General features: G+C 57.8%; 16 protein-coding genes and 1 pseudogene. 3 read left to right on the top strand and 14 right to left on the bottom strand.

From position 1 onward, the window contains the following. The 3 genes and pseudogenes from KHQ26_RS26010 to hxpB form a co-directional block, all read right to left on the bottom strand. Positions 1 to 119 (bottom strand): annotated as a pseudogene (locus KHQ26_RS26010) (metal-dependent hydrolase); the annotation flags it as partial. A 91-nt stretch (positions 120 to 210) separates the two neighbouring features. After that, positions 211 to 972, bottom strand: a complete 762-nt coding sequence (kduD, locus tag KHQ26_RS05700) for a 2-dehydro-3-deoxy-D-gluconate 5-dehydrogenase KduD (protein ID WP_004176511.1) — start codon at positions 970 to 972, stop codon at positions 211 to 213. 149 nt (positions 973 to 1,121) lie between these two features. Beyond that, the gene (gene hxpB / locus KHQ26_RS05695; RefSeq protein ID WP_004176510.1) at positions 1,122 to 1,790 is read right to left on the bottom strand and encodes a hexitol phosphatase HxpB; all 669 of its coding nucleotides are present in this window, start codon (positions 1,788 to 1,790) and stop codon (positions 1,122 to 1,124) included. 188 nt (positions 1,791 to 1,978) lie between these two features. Between hxpB and KHQ26_RS05690 the strand changes: the two genes are divergently transcribed. After that, complete coding sequence (locus KHQ26_RS05690) at positions 1,979 to 2,515, top strand: YniB family protein (RefSeq protein ID WP_002901627.1); 537 nt, start codon at positions 1,979 to 1,981, stop codon at positions 2,513 to 2,515. 29 nt (positions 2,516 to 2,544) lie between these two features. Here the strand turns inward: KHQ26_RS05690 and yciA are convergent, their stop codons facing one another. The 5 genes from yciA to KHQ26_RS05665 form a co-directional block, all read right to left on the bottom strand. Then, on the bottom strand, positions 2,545 to 2,943 hold the full coding sequence (yciA, locus tag KHQ26_RS05685; RefSeq protein ID WP_002901629.1) for an acyl-CoA thioester hydrolase YciA: 399 nt from the start codon (positions 2,941 to 2,943) through the stop codon (positions 2,545 to 2,547). A gap of 99 nt (positions 2,944 to 3,042) precedes the next feature. Further along, complete coding sequence (locus KHQ26_RS05680; RefSeq protein WP_004179434.1) at positions 3,043 to 5,226, bottom strand: TonB-dependent siderophore receptor; 2,184 nt, start codon at positions 5,224 to 5,226, stop codon at positions 3,043 to 3,045. 270 nt (positions 5,227 to 5,496) lie between these two features. Continuing rightward, positions 5,497 to 6,036 carry a septation protein A gene (locus KHQ26_RS05675; protein ID WP_002901631.1) on the bottom strand — a complete coding sequence of 180 codons (540 nt, stop codon included), beginning with the start codon at positions 6,034 to 6,036 and terminating at the stop codon, positions 5,497 to 5,499. A 54-nt stretch (positions 6,037 to 6,090) separates the two neighbouring features. Further along, positions 6,091 to 6,834: a YciC family protein gene (locus tag KHQ26_RS05670; protein ID WP_002901632.1), complete on the bottom strand. Its 744-nt coding sequence runs from the start codon at positions 6,832 to 6,834 to the stop codon at positions 6,091 to 6,093. 25 nt (positions 6,835 to 6,859) lie between these two features. Continuing rightward, complete coding sequence (locus KHQ26_RS05665) at positions 6,860 to 7,273, bottom strand: YkgJ family cysteine cluster protein (RefSeq protein WP_002901633.1); 414 nt, start codon at positions 7,271 to 7,273, stop codon at positions 6,860 to 6,862. A gap of 269 nt (positions 7,274 to 7,542) precedes the next feature. On the opposite strand from KHQ26_RS05665, the gene ompW reads away from it, so the two are divergent. Further along, entirely contained in the window at positions 7,543 to 8,181 is a 639-nt protein-coding gene (gene ompW / locus KHQ26_RS05660) for an outer membrane protein OmpW (protein ID WP_002901634.1), read from the top strand. A gap of 84 nt (positions 8,182 to 8,265) precedes the next feature. On the opposite strand, the gene ybiX is transcribed toward ompW, so the two are convergent. From ybiX to KHQ26_RS05640, 4 genes are all read right to left on the bottom strand, one after another. Then, the gene (gene ybiX, locus KHQ26_RS05655; protein WP_004140326.1) at positions 8,266 to 8,943 is read right to left on the bottom strand and encodes a PKHD-type hydroxylase YbiX; all 678 of its coding nucleotides are present in this window, start codon (positions 8,941 to 8,943) and stop codon (positions 8,266 to 8,268) included. A 48-nt stretch (positions 8,944 to 8,991) separates the two neighbouring features. Continuing rightward, positions 8,992 to 11,277: a catecholate siderophore receptor Fiu gene (locus tag KHQ26_RS05650; protein WP_004176501.1), complete on the bottom strand. Its 2,286-nt coding sequence runs from the start codon at positions 11,275 to 11,277 to the stop codon at positions 8,992 to 8,994. A gap of 309 nt (positions 11,278 to 11,586) precedes the next feature. After that, a complete protein-coding gene (locus tag KHQ26_RS05645; protein WP_004176498.1) occupies positions 11,587 to 12,294 on the bottom strand; it encodes an SDR family NAD(P)-dependent oxidoreductase in 708 nt (235 codons plus the stop codon). Positions 12,295 to 12,661: 367 nt separating this feature from the next. Further along, positions 12,662 to 13,609 (bottom strand): quinone oxidoreductase family protein, encoded by a 948-nt coding sequence (locus KHQ26_RS05640; protein ID WP_004176495.1) that lies wholly within the window; start codon positions 13,607 to 13,609, stop codon positions 12,662 to 12,664. Positions 13,610 to 13,683: 74 nt separating this feature from the next. On the opposite strand from KHQ26_RS05640, the gene KHQ26_RS05635 reads away from it, so the two are divergent. Next, positions 13,684 to 14,166, top strand: a complete 483-nt coding sequence (locus tag KHQ26_RS05635) for a MarR family winged helix-turn-helix transcriptional regulator (protein WP_004176493.1) — start codon at positions 13,684 to 13,686, stop codon at positions 14,164 to 14,166. A gap of 3 nt (positions 14,167 to 14,169) precedes the next feature. Here KHQ26_RS05635 and trpA read toward each other — a convergent pair whose 3' ends face one another. Together trpA and KHQ26_RS26005 are read right to left on the bottom strand one after the other, a co-directional pair. Continuing rightward, positions 14,170 to 14,979: a tryptophan synthase subunit alpha gene (gene trpA, locus KHQ26_RS05630; protein WP_002901728.1), complete on the bottom strand. Its 810-nt coding sequence runs from the start codon at positions 14,977 to 14,979 to the stop codon at positions 14,170 to 14,172. Beyond that, on the bottom strand, positions 14,979 to 15,625 hold a 647-nt coding region (locus KHQ26_RS26005; RefSeq protein ID WP_228297882.1), incomplete at its 5' end, for a pyridoxal-phosphate dependent enzyme. The genes KHQ26_RS26005 and trpA, both read right to left, overlap by 1 nt.

The raw sequence follows: 15,625 nt of genomic DNA, 5'->3' as shown, positions 1-15,625 counted from the left end.
AATACCGCCGAGGGCACAATATGCCACCAGTCGCCCTGCGCCAGCACCGGCGTTAACTCTGCGTTTTTGGCAAATACTGCGCAGGCGATTGAAAAGAAGAGATGGCCTTCCGCCGTCATGATAACACACCCTAAACTGTCGATTCATACAGTATAGGGTTTTTATACAGTGTACGGAAGAGGTGACGGTGTAACTCTTTGTCACAAACTCTCAGCGCGCCAGCCATCCGCCATCGACGGCCAGCGTATAGCCGTTAATATAGTCGGCCGCTGATGAGGCGAGAAACACCACCGGCCCCTGCAGGTCTTTCGGCGCTCCCCAGCGACCAGCGGGAATGCGCTCGAGGATCGCCTGGTTACGCTCTTCATCTTCGCGCAGCGCCTGGGTGTTGTTGGTGGCCATATACCCGGGCGCTATGGCGTTGACGTTGATACCCTGGCCAGCCCATTCGTTGGCCAGCAGACGGGTCAAACCCAGCACGCCGCTTTTCGAGGCGGTGTAGGAGGGGACGCGGATCCCGCCCTGAAACGAGAGCATCGAGGCGATGTTAATGATTTTCCCGCCTTCCCCCTGGCGAATGAACTGCCTGGCGACCGCCTGGCTGAGAAAGAAAACCGCTTTGAGATTCAGGTCGATCACCGCGTCCCAGTCGCTTTCCGTGAAGGTCAGGGCATCATGGCGGCGGATAATTCCGGCGTTGTTGACCAGAATATCGACCCGGCCCATCGCCGCCACCGCCTGGTCGACCAGACCGCTCATATCATTCTCTTGGCTGAGATCCGCCTGAATGGCGTGAAAGCGGCGGCCCAGCGCCAGCACCTGGGCGGCCGTATCATGGGGAATTTTACGGTTGATGCCGACGATATCGCACCCGGCCTGCGCCAGGCCCAGCGTCATTCCCTGTCCCAGGCCGGTATCGCAACCGGTCACGATGGCGACCTTACCCGTCAGGTCGAAGGCGTTCAGTACCATATTCACCTCTGTCAGCTGATCTACTGGCGTACGATGACGCCACCTGTGACCAGCATAGAGGGAGGAAAACAAAATTACAATTAAAATGAAACAATGTTTTGATTTTGTTGCAGGCGGCGTGACAGCGATTGTTGCACCCGCCAGCGGTCTTAGCCGAGCAAGTTCTCAGCAGTGAGTGCCAGCAGTGACGGAAGCTTGACGTCCGCCAGCGCAAAGCGCGGGTCGCGGCTGTTCTCCGCTTCCGGCACCACGATAGACCGCATGCGCGCGGCTTTGCTGGCGATCATGCCGTTGACCGAATCCTCCAGCGCGACGCAGCGCTGCGGGTCGACTCCCAGGGCAGCGGCGCAGTTGAGGTAGACCTGCGGGTGCGGTTTGCTACAGGGTAAATGCTCCGCGGAGGCGAGAGCATCAAACTGGTCGCGCAGTTCAAACATATCGAGCACTTTCTCCAGCATCATCAGCGGCGAGGCCGAGGCCAGGCCCACCTTTAAGCCCTGAGCTTTACACAGGGCCACTGCCTCGCGTACGCCCGGCAGCAGCGGGCGTGAGGCTTCCACCAGCTCAATGGCGCGACGAATAATGCGCGCGGTAGCTTCCGCCCGGTCTACGCCGTGCCACGGCTGCTGCGCGTACCACAGATCCACCACCAGGTCGATTCGCAGACCGAGCAGGTCGGGCAGTTCATCGCGGCGACGGGTATCCACTCCCAGGCTCTCCATGACCTCGACCTCCGCCTGATCCCAGAGCGGCTCCGAGTCAATCAGCAACCCGTCCATATCAAATATCGCGGCCTCAATGCGGCGCTTCGCTGACATATGTCCTTCTCCTGTTGCGTAATCAGATAAACGAATCGGCAATCATGGTATATCATACCGCGCATTATTGGGCGAAATTCGCCGTGGCAGATAGACTTATACCCGACATACTCGGGGGAGCGAGGGAAGCCAGCGCCACGCAACAGGCAGCAGGCGAACCACCAACGCGTCTTTAACAAGGGGAACTCATGACGTACCAACAAGCTGGACGCATAGCGGTTATCAAACGCATTTTAGGATGGGTTATCTTTATTCCCGCCGTGCTGTCGACGCTGATTTCTGTGCTCAAATTTATGTATGAGCACAGTGAAAAGAAACCCGGCATTGATGCGGTAATGATGGATTTTGCGCACGTGATGATTGAGATGATGCGCTTTAACACGCCGTTCCTGAACTTTTTCTGGTACAACTCGCCGCTGCCGGATTTTCACCATAGCCTGAACATCGGCTTCTGGATCATCTTCATTCTGGTGTTCGTCGGCATGGCCCTGCAGGCTTCCGGCGCGCGAATGGCGCGGCAGGCGAAATTTCTCCGCGAGGGGATTGAGGATCAGCTGATCCTCGAACAGGCCAAAGGCGCAGATGGGTTAACCCGCGAGCAGCTCGCTGAACGCATTGTGGTACCGCGCCATACTATCCTGGTGCAGTATTTCCCACTGTACGTGCTGCCGGTGATCGTGATTGTCATCGGTTACTTCTTCTTTTCGCTGCTGGGCTTTCTGTAAGTCAGGTGCCCGGCAAGCCGGGCACCTTCTTATTCCGCTGGCAGAGGACGTGGTTTTCCCTGATTATCAACGGCAACGTAGATAAACAGCGCTTCCGTCGCCTTGTAGCGCTGGCCAATCGGTTCTGAAGAGACTTTTTTCACCCACACTTCGATGTTAATTGTCACCGAGGTGTTGCCGCGCTTCACGCAGCGGGCGTAGCAGCACACCACGTCGCCAACGGCGACCGGGCGTAAAAAGGTCATCCCATCCACCCGCACGGTCACCACGCGACCCTGGGCGATCTCTTTGGCCATAATGGCGCCGCCAATATCCATCTGCGACATCAGCCAGCCGCCAAAAATATCCCCGTTGGCATTGGTATCCGCCGGCATTGCCAGGGTGCGTAAAACCATTTCGCCCTTTGGGGCGAGATCTGTTGTTGTCATGCTCTACTCTGTTGTGGTCAAAGACGATCAGCGGGATGCTACTATGAAAATAGCGCAGTGAGAATAGGGGAATACGCCCGCTGGCGCGGGCGCGGTGGTTCAGAAGGAGAGGGTAACGCCGGCGTAATACGCGCGGCCAGGCTCATTGTAGGTCGAGGCGCCGGCATTTTCGCGATACAGTTGTTTATCAAATAGATTACTTATTCCGGCATTCAGGCGAATATCCCGGTTTAGCTGATACTGAGTACCAATCCCCACGATGGAATAGGCGCCAACCTCGGTGGTGGCAAGGGTCCCGGTTTCGTTGCGGATCTCCGCATACTGACGCGGCTTCTGACGGCCATAAAGCGTCCAGTTCACATTCGCAGACAGGGCGTCGTTTACCTGCCAGTCGAGCATCGTGTTAACGGTATATTTCGGGATAACCGACAGCGGGTTGCCAGTCTCTTTACTTTCAGATTTGAGCATCCAGGTGGCATTGGTCCGCCAGCTGAGGACATCTCTCAGCACCGGGATCAGCAGATTTCCTTCCAGCCCCTCGACCACGGCTTTGCCGCCGTTCTGCCATTGCAAAATATTATTGCCGCTGGAGGTATAGCCCAGTACCTCTGTTCCGGAGACGATTTTGTTTTTGTAATCGTTGCGAAACCAGGTGACTCCGGCAGCGTAACCATTAAGGTTAAATTCGATACCGATCTCTTTGTTGATACTGATCTCCGGGTCGAGGTCAGGGTTACCCAGCAGGTAGCAGCTGCCTTCAGCGATCGTGTTTGGACAACCGTTGCCGCGGGTGGAGAGCAAATAGCCTTTACTGGATTGATAGAGGTTTGGCGCTTTAAACACGCGCGCGATACCGGCCTTCAGCGTGAACATATCGCCGAGCTCCTGGGACAGATTGAGGCTGGGGCTCCAGTTACTGCCAAACTGATTATGATAATCGAAGCGAATGCCGGGGATCAGGTTGGTGCCGGGCACGGCTTCGATATTATCTTCCAGATAGATACCGGTGAGGGTGGCGCTGTTTTTGGTACTGCGTTGCGTAGGGTCGCCCGAGGTCCCAGGGATAGTCTCGCCGTTGCTGTTAGTGGCCTGCATTGATGCCGGGTCGTCAAGCTGATCATGGTTCCATTCCATTCCCAGCGTCAGCGTCTGGTCCGCCAGCCAGAAGAAAGGCACATTGAATTCCGAGGTAGTACGCCAGGATTCCAGACGGCTGGTGGCATAATCTTCACTGTTGATCATGCCTTCGACGCGGCCGGTAGAGCCTTCCTGCAGGCGGGTATTGTTGGTTTTCTCGTAGTAAACACCGGCTTTGGACTGACCCCAATCCCATAGACCGTTGTAGGTCAGTCCCCAGGACTGGCGATAGAGGCGATTTGTTTCGTGGCCGTACAGGGAGTCCACCAGCCCGTTCGGGCTAAGATTGCCGTTGCTGTACTGGGTATCGCCAGCATAGATATTCCCCTGACGGCTATAGGCGTAGCTGAAATCGAGAATTTGTTGCGGGGTCATTTTCCATGACAGTAGCGCGTTAATGTCTTTATTGCGGACCCCTTCGCGCCCCGCAGCGTAAGAGCCGTTTTGCGCATGGTTAATATCCCAGGCGTCGGGTTCCGTTTTATTGATATTGCCATACAGGCGCATCGTCAGCGCCTCGCCGGCCAGTGGGCCGCTGAGATTGAAGTTAGCGCGATTGGTCGTGCCTTCTTTGTTGTTTTCCGGCTGGTTGGTGAAGAAAGACAGCGAACCGTGCCAGGTGTTGGTCGGACGTTTGGTAATGATATTGACCACTCCGCCCGCCGCGCCGGAACCATAGCGCGCGGCTGCCGGACCGCGGAGAACTTCAATCCGTTCGACCATTTCGGCAGGTACCCAGTTGCTGTCGCCTCGGGTATCGCGTTCGCCGCGCCAGCTATAGCGAACCGCGTTACGTGACGTGACCGGTACCCCATCTATCAGGATCAGGGTGTTCTCCGGCCCCATGCCGCGGATATCAATCTGGCGGTTGTTGCCCCGACTGCCGCTGGCGCTGTTGCCGGTCAAGTTCACCCCGGGCATTTTACGGATGATGTCTGAGAGATCGTTGACCGGCGGCTGCTTAGCAATATCCTCAGCCGTGATAATCGACACCCCGGGCTGTTGCTTAAGCGCCTCTTCCGCCGTACTGCGCACAATCATCGTTTCGGTATCTTGTTCTGATTCTTCAGCAAAGGCGTTAGGGGCGAGGAGACTGGATATGACCAGCGCTAGGGTCGTGGGCACAGAATATTGCGGCGATCTCATGTAAATATCCTTTTCAAAACAATGCAAAATGAGATCGAGAATATTAATGATAACAATTATCATTACATGTAACGAGATGAATCTCCATAAAATCCTCACAATTACCGCAACTTTTTATGCAGTTGAGAGAAATCGTGAAGAGAGCCTACACAGTGTGGCCGGGAAGCTGTCAGCGTATGCGCTGAGGTTGTGTGGTTGCAGGGAATGTTTGCCAGTGCAGTAAGCTTATAGGGGGCGAGCGCGGCGCGCGATGGCGCGCCGGCGGAGGGGTTAGTGGTGGTCGTCCTGCGGCATATGACGGTAGATGTAGATCCCGCTCAGCAAGGTAAAGACCAGCGTGAGGGCGGTTAAACCAAAGACCTTAAAATTAACCCAGATATTCTGCGGCAGCCAGAAGGCGATATAGATATTGGCCAGCCCGCAGAGAATAAAGAACACCGCCCAGGCCAGGTTAAGTCGCGACCAGACCTGCTGCGGCAGGCTCAGCTCTTTACCCAGCATGCGCTGGATCAGCGGCTTTTTCATCACCCACTGGCTGAACAGCAGCGCGCCGGCGAACAGGGCATAGATCACCGTCACCTTCCATTTAATAAACTCATCATTATGGAAGAAGATGGTTAACCCGCCGAAGACGGCCACCAGCACGAAGGTGATCAGCGCCATTTTTTCCACTTTCCGGTAGCGCACCCAGCTGTAGATCAGCACGACGGCGGTCGCCACAATCAGCGCCGTGGTGGCGGCGTAGATATCGTAAAGCTTATAAAAGGCAAAGAAGACCACCAGCGGTAAAAAATCCAGAAACTGCTTCATACATCGATCCCGTCTTTCAGGACGGACCGGGGAAGGCCCCGGTCCTGGTTAAAATTAGCTGCGGATAAGCATATACACGCGGAATAAATAGATCAGCAACAGGGCGGAAATCAGGTTGCTGATGGTATTAATCACCACCGCGCCGACGTTTGGCGTCAGGGCGGCAAAGCTGGAAGCAAACAGTAACAGCAGGGTTTTCGCCACCAGCCAACCGATAATAGCCGGCGCCACCAGCCGCAGATTGGCCCACGCCAGGCGCATGCTGCTGCGCATGGCGCCGAGGATGCCCATTTTGTCCTGTACCAGCATGATCGGCGCAAAGGCCAGCACGATGGCCAGCAGCACGCCGGGCACCAGCACCAGCATCATCCCCATCTGCACCAGGAAGGTGGTGAACAGGATCAGCAGCAGCAGCTTGGGCAGGACCGGCGCCGAGGCGCCGATGGCGCGCAGGGCGCTAACGCGATGACCGGCGGAGACCAGCTGGATCAGCAGCAGGACGCCGCCGACGAGGATCGCATTACCTACCAGACCCGAGAAGGTTGATGCCGCCGAGGCGCGCAGCAGAACCTGCTGCTGCTCCGGCGTCATGTTCTGCACCAGCTCGAACAGCCCGGCGCTACCGGCGAGGTTATCGCCTTCGCTGAGTATCGACAGCTGCTCGTCGCTGGGTGAAAAGGCATGGCCAAGTACTACCGTAATAAACGCGCACAACAGCGCAATCAGTAAAATAGTAATGAACTGATTACGAAAAAAATTCCCGGTGTCACGGTAGACGGACTTCGCCGTGATAGACATGCATTCTCCTTGAGTGTCGCAGGTGTTAACTAGCCGGCGATTGTACCGCAAATCGTTCCGTCGTAGCACTCTCTGCGCCGGTCAGGGCAGGTATATCTTTGTAAAGAGGCCGCAATGGTGGCAGGCCGTAGCGCGCCCGCGCCCGGTTGCAGGCATCGTTTTCCTCGCCATTTTCCCCGGACATGGCGAATTCGCGACACGGCGAAGGCCGGTTTTCATAAATAGTGCAGTGAACGGCGTCGCCGATATCGCCAGACAGGGCCGCGCAGCGGCTCTGGCGCTGATTGGTGCCGCTCATGCAGCGCAGGAAAGGGGTCAGCGGTTCGGTCAGCGCGGAGGGCACCAGGCCGCCCGCGTCGTCGGCTTCCGCCCAGTAGAAAGAGACTCGAAAATACGCACAACAGGCACCGCACGTCATGCACGGGTTGATTTCACTCATAATTACACCTGAAAAAAACGCATCAACACAGATTGTCGGCAGTTAACTTATCCAGCCGCCTCAGCGTCGGCAAGAGGGGCAGAAATAAATTTTTGCGCGAAAAGTGAAAATTGATGTGCGAACAATTCAAGGCATTGCGATCGGTAGCGAAAATTAATCTGGATCAATAAATGTTAAATCTGAGGACTTAGTGTGATCTAAAACAGATCAAACGTAACTCGTTATAGGTATATTTGGCCGCGCTGAAAAACCATAATGAGGAAGTGGATATGAAGAAGTTAGCAGCGGCGGCATTGATTCTTGGCACGCTTTCTACCGGCAGCGTCTGGGCGCATGAGGCGGGTGAGTTTTTCATTCGTGCCGGGACCGCCACCGTCCGACCGACGGAGGGTTCTGACAATGTGTTAGGCAGCCTTGGCAGTTTCAACGTCAGTAACAATACCCAGCTGGGTTTAACCTTTACCTATATGGCGACCGATAACATTGGCGTGGAGTTGCTTGCCGCGACGCCGTTCCGCCATAAGGTCGGCACCGGGCCAACCGGGACTATCGCCACCGTCCATCAGCTGCCGCCCACCCTGATGGCGCAGTGGTACTTTGGCGATGCGCAAAGCAAGGTGCGCCCGTACGTGGGGGCCGGTATCAACTACACCACCTTCTTTAATGAAGACTTTAACGATACCGGCAAGGCGGCCGGGCTTTCCGATCTGAGCCTGAAGGACTCCTGGGGCGCGGCGGGGCAGGTCGGCCTAGATTATCTGATTAACCGCGACTGGCTGCTGAATATGTCGGTGTGGTACATGGATATCGATACCGATGTGAAATTCAAAGCCGGCGGCGTGGACCAGAAAGTCAGCACCCGTCTGGATCCGTGGGTGTTTATGTTCTCCGCAGGCTATCGGTTCTAAATTCTTCTGTAAACTGGCCAACGGATGGCCAGTTCATTGTCTCGTCACACCTGTCTGCCGCAAGCCTCTGTCATCAACAGCGGATCACACTTCCGTCCACTGGCGCAGCAGGTTGTGATACATGTTGAGCAGGGAGAGGACCTCTTCTCCGTCGCCAAAGCGGGCCTTCAGAGACTGGATGGTGCGGTCCAGGTCGTAAAGCATCGCACGCTGCTTATCGTCGCGGACCATCGACTGGATCCACAGGAAAGAGGCCTGGCGGACGCCGCGGGTGACCGGGGTGACGCAGTGCAGGCTGCTGGCGGGATAGAGCACCAGATGCCCGGCCGGGAGCTTCACCCGATGTTGGCCATAGGTGTCTTCAATCACCAGTTCGCCACCCTCATAGCTCTCCGGATCGCAAAGGAACAGCGTCGCTGACAGATCAGTGCGCATCCAGCCCGCCTCGCCGTTCTGGCGAACGGCGCCATCGACGTGAAAACCATAGGTCTCCCCTGGCCCATAGCGGTTAAACAACGGCGCGGAAATCGTCCGCGGCAGCGCGGCGGAAAAAAACTGTGGATGGCCGCGCAGCATATCGAGCACAGCGGCCTGCAGGCGGGCATACAGCGGCGTTCGGGTATCGATCTGCTGGTTCTGTTTGACGGCCGCCCCCTGGCTACCCACCGTAACCCGCCCGTCGACCCACTCGGCCTGCGCCAGCTGCCGGGTAAATTCCGCCACCTGGTCTGTCGATAGCACGTCAGGAATGTGATACATCATCGCGGTGTTCTCTCTAAAAGGTGGGGCGCAACGGCCCCACGCGCAGACTCAGAAATGGACGTTCGCCGTCAGCATAAAGGTCCGGGGTTCGCCCGGATGATAGCGATAGCCGCTCTTGTTGATGGAGGCCACGTAATCGGTATCAAACAGGTTATACATATTGAGCTGCAGATCGAGGTTGCTGTTGACCCGATAGCCCAGTTTGGCGTCGGCAACCCAGTAGCCCTCGGTGTGATCCGGGGTACCGACTGCACCATCGCTGCCCCGGCGCAGGCTTCCGACATAGCGCACACCGCCGCCGACGGACAGATCGCTGGTGGCCTGATACTGCGTCCACAGCGTAAAGGCATGTTTCGGGGTGTAGGCCAGGGCGGAAGATCCATCCTGTGCAACGTTCTGTCCCTCCGTCACTGTCGCATGCTGCTGAGTGTAGCCGGCGATAATCGTCCAGTCCGGGGTCAGGTTTCCGGTCGCGGAGAGTTCATACCCCTCCACGCGCTTTTTGCCGTACTGCGACCAGGTTCCGTCATCGTTGGCGGCCACTTCGTTTTCAATATCGGTGCGGAATAATGCCGCGCTGAGCAGCAGACGGTTGTCGAAGATTTGCCACTTGGTGCCCAGCTCGCTGGATTTTGCCTTCTGCGGCTTAAAGTCGGTTCGGTTAGCGCTGTTGCCGCTGCCGCTGGCGGCCAGGGCGAAGCTGCTGCCTCCCGGCGGCTGCTGTGAGATGGCGTAGTTGACGTAGACATTGCCCTGCTCGGTTAAGCGGTACAGCGCCCCGGCTTTCCAGTTAACCAGATTGCCGGATTTAGCGGTATCGACAGTGGTGACCGGGCTGCCGGTCGACTGTCCGGGCGGGCAGGCGATAGCCCCGCGTCCGCTGCCGCCGCAGGCGGTGGCGCTGTCATATTTGGTATGGTAATTGTCGAGACGCAGCCCGCCGTTGATCTCAATCCGCTCGGTCAGCGTCAGCGTATCGAAGGCATAAATCCCGAAGGTATCGGTCTGGCCGTTGGCGTTCGCCCCGTTTCTGTCCAGCCCGCCAATCGACAGGTTGCTCACCGGATGGTAGAGATTCACCGCCGGCGCGGTCCTGGCGTTAACGCCATAGTTGGTCTGGTTTTCCCGGGTAAACTCCACGCCGGCGCTGACGTCATGGCCTATCGAGCCAGTATTGAAAGTCGAGGTGATATTGGTCTGGTTGGTCAGAATGCGGTTGCTGACATCTTTGGTATTAACCAGACGCGACCAGCTCCAGGTGTTGACGTCATTGATATCGGGGGCGGTGATATTGTTCGCGCCGCCCATCACCGCGGTCAAAAGATACTCCTGTTTCACTCGCGACCAGCGGGTGGTATTGCGCACGGTGGTATTCTCCGTCAGATCGTGTTCGAAGCGCAGGGTACCGCTGTCGGTAGTAGATTTATCGTAATCGGAGTCGGTGCCATAGAAATTGCTGGTATCGACCTTCCCGGCGGAGTTGAGTGCGGCATACTTCGGCGAAGGCGCCGAATAGCCCGGCAGGCCGACGGTAGGGATCCCGCCATCCGGGGTGTTGTTCTGCCGGACGTGCAGATAGTTCAGATACAGACGAGTTGGGGTATCAAGGCCGAAGGCTAGCGACGGTGCGATGCCATAGCGTTCGTTTTCAATGCGGTCCCGACCAGCGTCATGGGTTTTTTCCCCCATCAGGTTCAGACGGAACGCAGCGTTGTCGCTAAACGCCTGGTTCAGGTCGAGAGTGCCCCGGCGCGACCAGGCGCTGCCGATGCTGGCCGAGCCGTCGATCCCGGAGTCAAGGCGCGGCTGCTTGCTGATCATATTGATCGAGCCGGAGGGCGCGCTGCGGCCATAGTCCGTGCCGGCGGGCCCTTTGATGACTTCCACCTGCTGGGTATTGAAGGTATCGCGCGTCACGCTGCCGATGTCGCGAATGCCGTCCACATAGATGCTGTTAGAGGTATCCACGCCGCGCATAAAGATGGCATCCCCGGTGGTTGAGCTGCCATTCTCCCCGGCATAAAACGCCCCGACGCCGGGAACGTTTTTGAGGGCGTCAGTCAGGTTGGTGACGCCCTGATCTTTAATCACCTGTTCCGGGATCACGGTGATGGTGCGGGTGGTATCGACCAGCGGTTTATTGAACTTGGGATCGGCGGAAGCGCCGGGGGAGTAGAGTGAAGGCGGAGCGGCTTCCACTACCAGCGTCTCTTCACTATTTTTGACCGAATTTTCCGCTGCGATGCCTGCTGCCGGCGAGGCTCCCAGACACAGACCTGTAAACAATGCCAATGAGTTGAAACTGCCGAAAGGCAGAGAAGCGTTTTTTTCCATGATAAATGCAGGCTTATTTTTTGTTATGAGCACATATCACACCGCGCAAAAGCGACGTTATTCGTCGTCTGGCTTGCGCTGACCCGGTGTGATTCTATAAATGATAAAAAGAATAGTTATCATTTGCCTTAATATTTACATAGAAAAGTTGACCTTAAAACAACTTTCTTCACTTCGATTTACATAATTCACATTTTTTGAACGATAAAGCGGGAATATAGGGAAAGTGCTGCAGAATAAGGTCGGTAGCAAGCCGCGCCGGGCGGGGTTAACTTCCGGGCGGCCATATGATGGTTGTTCCGGCACGGATCACCAGGGCACGGTACGGCCCTGGTAATCGAGATACTCCAGTCCCGGACGTTGCCGTTTGTCGAGCAGGACGTTCACCAGGCGTGGGATCGTCTCTTCGATGGTCAGCGGGGCATCTGCCCCGCCGAGCTCGGTGCGGATCCATCCCGGGGCCATCACCACCAGCGGATGGGAGGCCGAGGAGGGGCGAGCGGCGAAGCTGCGCATGAACATATTCAGCGCAGCTTTACTCCCGCGATAGAGTTCCCGCTGGCCGGTAAGGTTATTGGTCAGACTCCCCTGGCCGGAGGACATCACGCCGAGCAGCCCCTGCGGTTTAACTGCCTGCTGCAGGCGCTCGATAACCCGCATCGGCGCCAGGGCGTTTGTGAGCATCACCTGGTAAAACTCCTCGGTGGAGACGTCGCCAATGGTCTGCGATGGGTCACGATTGGTGGTGCCAGCGTTGACAAACAGCATATCGAGGCTTGCCGGGGGAAGCGTCGCCTGCAGCGCGGCCAGCTGGGCTTCATCGCGGATGTCGAGCGTCGCCAGGCGTAGCCGCAGGGGATGCGTCTTGGCCAGGTCGTGGAGCGGCGTGTGGGATGATAAATCGCGCACGGTGCCGATGACCTCCCAGCCGTGCTGCAGGAACGTCGTCGCCATAGCATGGCCAAGGCCGCGCGAGGCGCCGACGATGAGGATAGTGTTGTGCTGATCGGATTTCATGATGTCTCTCGCTGCAGAAAGGAGGTCTTCACTATAATCAGGCCCGAGAGCGGGCGGAAGACGCCGCCAGTGCACTCATATCTTGCAGCAAACGCCCTGTCTGGCGACTGGAGCGATAATGAACGATCCCGATTTTAATTTGCTGGCGGCCCTCGATCCGCTGCCGGTCAGTACCGAGGTGATTACGGTTTCGCAGGCGTGGCATCCGCGTCTGGAGCAGGCCCCGGCCACCGCTGGCTGCGGNNTGGAAGCAATGTGAGCAATGTCGTACTGAATACCTGAGTGATTTACTCAACTATTCAGTGATGAGAAAGATAATATTTCTCATTTAAGATATCAACCCCATCTTTTGTGCGGAAGCGATTTTTTATCCGAGGGTGAAAACCGTGCGCTTCTGGCTGTCGTCCTGCGGCCAGGCCGCCGCGATCTCCTGCAGCGGCCGCGGGGTGGTGGCGATGGTCAATTTCCCCGGCACCGCCGCCTGCAGCATTTCGCCGGTCGCCGCCAGCAGCTGCGATACCGACAGGCTACCGATCCCGCTGCCCATCAGCAGGAGCGGGGCGGAACGCAGCACTGCGCCATTTAACGCGATATCGGCGCCAGCCAGGGAACCCACCTGCACATAGCGCACCGGACTGCCGGCAGGGGTATATTTCGCCAGTGCCGGCAATAATAATTCCGCGCTATGTCCCCACAGGTAATCGATGACCACATCGATCTGCGCGGCGCTGACCGCTGAAAATTGCCCGCTCAAGGTTTTATCATCAGCGGTTAACTGAATACACTCATCGGCGTCCAGCGCCGCGAGCGACTGCGCATTGCGCCCGGTTGCAATGATTTTTTTCGCCCCCAGATAGCGGGCAATCTGCACCGCCAACTGACCGGCGCTGCCGGTGGCGCCATTAATCAGCACCGTTTCGCCGGCCTGAAGCTGGGCGCGTGTCACCAGCGATGCCCACACGGACATACCGGGGTTGGCCATTGCCGCCGCCTGGATATCATCGAGCGCATCCGGCAGCGGCAGACAATTCTGCAGGGCGACCGGCGCCCGCTGCGCCATACTGCCGAAGGGGGCGGTGGGGAAGGCGAAGTAGACGCGCTGGCCCTGAGGTGTGGTGCCGACGCCATCGATACCAGGCACAAAGGGCAGATTGCCGTCGAAGCTGTAATGGCGTCCGGATGCCCGGGCCTTAACCACATGGCTTATCGCGGCGGCGCGGACGTCAATGAGCGTCTGGCCGGGCGCGGGCTGCGGGTCGATAAAATCGGCCCAAACCGGGCCTTCTGCGAGATCAAAAACCACGGCTGCTTTCATAAATTATCTCCTGTCGGGAATTATGTGTAAAATACACATATTGTTTTGCAGCACTATACGCGGAAAATTAATACATGCAAGATGCACATAATGACTACGACATTACCGACTTTCACGGCGCGCTGCTGGATATCATCAGCGTAATGAACCAGCCGCTGCGCGATGAGCAGATCCTGCAGGCAGCCGGCGTCCAGCTGGAACAGATGCTGTTTCCGCTGCTTGTGGCGGTAGGGCGCCATGGCCCGGTGGGGGTGGTTGAACTGGCGGATCATTTAGGGCGCGATTACACCACCGTCAGCCGCCAGGTGAAAAAACTGGAAGCCCAGGGACTCGCCTGTAAGCAACCGAACCGTCATGATCGACGGATCAGCGAAGTGACGCTTAGCGCCAGCGGACAACAGATGATCGACAGTATTGCGGTAGCGCGGCGGCGGTTAATGAATCAGGTGCTGGCGCAGTGGCCGGAAGATGAAGTGCAGGCGCTGTTTCGCTTAACGCGCAAATACGCCGACAGTTTGCAGAAATCATCGCCGCCTGGCGCGATACCAGGCGGCTGATGGTCAGGCGGTTTTGGTCGCTGCCTTCAGGCTCTGGACGAAGGCTTTCAGCTCGTCGAGCATGGTCTGCGGCTCATCGAGGTGGCGTTCGATGATTTTGACGATGGCGGAACCGGAGATAGCCCCGGCGGCTCCGGCGTCAATGGCGGCGCTCACCTGCTCCGGCGCGGAGATACCAAAGCCCTGCAGCGGCGGCGCGGCGTGATATTCCGCCAGCTTCTCCACCAGGTGGTGCAGCGGCAGCGCGGCGCGATTTTCCGCACCCGTCACTCCGGCGCGCGACAGCAGATAGGTATAGCCGCGGCCATAAGAGGCAATCTGGCGCAGTAAATCGTCATCCGCATTGGGCGGGCAGATGAAAATCGGCGCGATGTTATGGCGCATCGCCGCCTGGCGGAACGGGGCGGACTCTTCCACCGGCACGTCGGCCACCAGCACCGAGTCGACGCCGACGCGGGCGCACTGGGCATAGAACGCATCGATGCCCGGGCTGAAGACGAGGTTGGCATACATCAGCAGGCCGATTGGGATGGTCGGATGCTTCTGGCGGATCGCCGCCAGCATCTCAAAGCACTGCGCCGGGGTCACTCCCGCGGCGAAGGCGCGCAGGGCCGCGCCCTGGATGGTCGGGCCGTCCGCCAGCGGGTCGGAGAAAGGGATCCCCAGTTCAAGGGCATCGGCGCCGCCTTCGATCAGCGCATCGATAATTTTCAGCGACTGCTCCGGTCCCGGATCGCCAAGGGTGACAAAGGGGACGAAGGCGCCTTCCTGGCGATTTTTCAGTTGGGCAAACAGCGTCTCATAGCGTTCCATCAGATTTCCCCTCGCGCTTTCAGGATGTCATGTACGGTGAAAATGTCTTTGTCGCCGCGGCCGGAGAGATTAACCACCAGCAGCTGCTCTTTTTCCGGGTTCTCGCGCATCATCTTCAGCGCGTGGGCCAGAGCGTGAGAGGACTCCAGCGCCGGGATAATCCCTTCGTGGCGGGAAAGCGCTTTAAACGCGTCCAGCGCTTCGTCGTCGGTGATCGACACATAGTCAGCGCGACCGGTGCTGTTCAGAAACGCGTGCTGCGGCCCAACGGACGGGAAGTCCAGCCCGGCGGAAATGGAGTAAGACTCTTCGATCTGGCCGTCGGCGGTCTGCATCATCGGCGACTTCATACCGAAGTAGATCCCAACGCGGCCATGCTTCAGCGGCGCGCCGTGCTCGCCGCTCTCGATACCGTGTCCGGCGGGCTCCACGCCGATCAGGCCGACGTTGGTTTCCTCGATAAAATCAGCGAACATGCCGATGGCGTTTGATCCGCCGCCGACGCAGGCGATCACCGCGTCCGGCAGGCGGCCCTCTTTTTCAAGGATCTGCGCTTTGGTCTCTTCGCCAATCATGCGCTGGAATTCACGCACAATCGTCGGGAACGGGTGCGGACCGGCGGCGGTGCCCAGCATATAGTGCGCCT

The organism is Klebsiella sp. 10 (genome assembly GCF_018223925.1).
Classification (GTDB): Bacteria; Pseudomonadota; Gammaproteobacteria; order Enterobacterales; family Enterobacteriaceae; genus Klebsiella; species Klebsiella pneumoniae.
The sequence above is the reverse complement of the archived record's forward strand: the minus strand, read 5'-3'. Positions and strand labels throughout refer to the sequence as shown.